Annotated in this window: 9 tRNA genes and 3 rRNA genes; all 12 read left to right on the top strand. The window is 46.9% G+C overall.

Annotated elements, in window-relative coordinates:
• A 23S ribosomal RNA gene (locus CSV63_RS16325) occupies positions 1-98 on the top strand; the annotation flags it as partial.
• Positions 99-246: 148 nt separating this feature from the next.
• Positions 247-362 (top strand): 5S ribosomal RNA (gene rrf / locus CSV63_RS16320).
• 95 nt (positions 363-457) lie between these two features.
• Positions 458-533, top strand: a tRNA-Val gene (locus tag CSV63_RS16315).
• A gap of 14 nt (positions 534-547) precedes the next feature.
• Positions 548-623: transfer RNA gene (locus CSV63_RS16310), tRNA-Thr, on the top strand.
• A gap of 8 nt (positions 624-631) precedes the next feature.
• Positions 632-707: transfer RNA gene (locus CSV63_RS16305), tRNA-Lys, on the top strand.
• A gap of 21 nt (positions 708-728) precedes the next feature.
• Positions 729-810: transfer RNA gene (locus tag CSV63_RS16300), tRNA-Leu, on the top strand.
• An 8-nt stretch (positions 811-818) separates the two neighbouring features.
• Positions 819-890: transfer RNA gene (locus CSV63_RS16295), tRNA-Gly, on the top strand.
• Positions 891-906: 16 nt separating this feature from the next.
• Positions 907-995 (top strand) — tRNA-Leu (locus CSV63_RS16290).
• A 16-nt stretch (positions 996-1,011) separates the two neighbouring features.
• Positions 1,012-1,088 (top strand) — tRNA-Arg (locus tag CSV63_RS16285).
• Between the two features lie 31 nt (positions 1,089-1,119).
• Positions 1,120-1,196: transfer RNA gene (locus CSV63_RS16280), tRNA-Pro, on the top strand.
• Between the two features lie 7 nt (positions 1,197-1,203).
• A tRNA-Ala gene (locus CSV63_RS16275) sits at positions 1,204-1,279 on the top strand.
• A gap of 145 nt (positions 1,280-1,424) precedes the next feature.
• Positions 1,425-1,506 (top strand): 16S ribosomal RNA (locus CSV63_RS16270); the annotation flags it as partial.

Below are 1,506 nucleotides of genomic sequence, written 5' to 3'. Positions count from 1 at the left end.
AGTAAGATCCCTCAAAGATGATGAGGTGGATAGGTCTGGGGTGTAAGTACGGCGACGTATGTAGCTGACAGATACTAATCGATCGAGGACTTAACCTATTATAAAAAGTAGTTACTTGAACTACGCCAATGTCTTTTATTCAGTTTTGAGTGAACAAACTTTACTCAAAAGATAATTAAAATAATGCTTGCATTTAGTTTAACAAGTGTTATAATAGTAAATGTCCTCAAGAAAGAGGAAGTAGAGTCTGGTGACGATGGCGAAGAGGTCACACCCGTTCCCATACCGAACACGGAAGTTAAGCTCTTCAGCGCTGATGGTAGTTGGGGGTTCCCCCCTGTGAGAGTAAGACGTCGCCAGGCAATTCTTTTCTTAAGATTGATACTGAGTATTTGATACATAATCTCGAGATCAAAGAGAACAAGAACATATCTATTAAATATTAAAATTATACCCAGGAGGATTAGCTCAGCTGGGAGAGCACCTGCCTTACAAGCAGGGGGTCGGCGGTTCGAGCCCGTCATCCTCCACCATATTTTCTACACCTGCCGGTGTAGCTCAACTGGTAGAGCAACTGACTTGTAATCAGTAGGTTGAGGGTTCAAGTCCTTTCGCCGGCACCACTTAGTACGAGCCGTTAGCTCAGTCGGTAGAGCATCTGACTTTTAATCAGAGGGTCACAGGTTCGAATCCTGTACGGCTCACCATTATTTTTGCCGAAACATATCGCGGGTGTGGTGGAACTGGCAGACACGCTAGACTTAGGATCTAGTGCCTTCGGGCGTGGGGGTTCGACTCCCTTCACCCGCATTTTTCATGCGGAAGTAGTTCAGTGGTAGAATACGACCTTGCCAAGGTCGGGGTCGCGGGTTCGAATCCCGTCTTCCGCTTTTTAATTCCACTCTTGCCGGGGTGGCGGAACTGGCAGACGCACAGGACTTAAAATCCTGCGGTAGGTGACTACCGTACCGGTTCGATTCCGGTTCTCGGCACCAATTATTTTTATAGTATGCGCCTGTAGCTCAATTGGATAGAGCGTCTGACTACGGATCAGAAGGTTGTGGGTTCGACTCCTGCCAGGCGCGCCATATTTCAAAAGAAATTACCATTGTATATAGTCGGGAAGTAGCTCAGCTTGGTAGAGCACTTGGTTTGGGACCAAGGGGTCGCAGGTTCGAATCCTGTCTTCCCGACCACTTATTTGGGGCCTTAGCTCAGCTGGGAGAGCGCCTGCCTTGCACGCAGGAGGTCAACGGTTCGATCCCGTTAGGCTCCACCAAATATTTTTTACGAATCTCATGAACCTTGAAAACTGAACAGCAAAACGTTAACGAAATACAGTTTGTGCATCTCAAGGTGACACAAACAAAAGATGAGTATCTTAATTGATGCCAGCAAATGAAACTCGAGCTAATCGAATTTCTCTTATGGAGAGTTTGATCCTGGCTCAGGACGAACGCTGGCGGCATGCCTAATACATGCAAGTCGAGCGAACTGTTGGAAGCT

Source organism: Sporosarcina sp. P34 (assembly GCF_002743375.1).
In the GTDB taxonomy this organism is placed as follows: Bacteria; Bacillota; Bacilli; order Bacillales_A; family Planococcaceae; genus Sporosarcina.
Note: the sequence above shows the minus strand (reverse complement) of the source record. Positions and strands in the feature narration are given on the sequence as shown.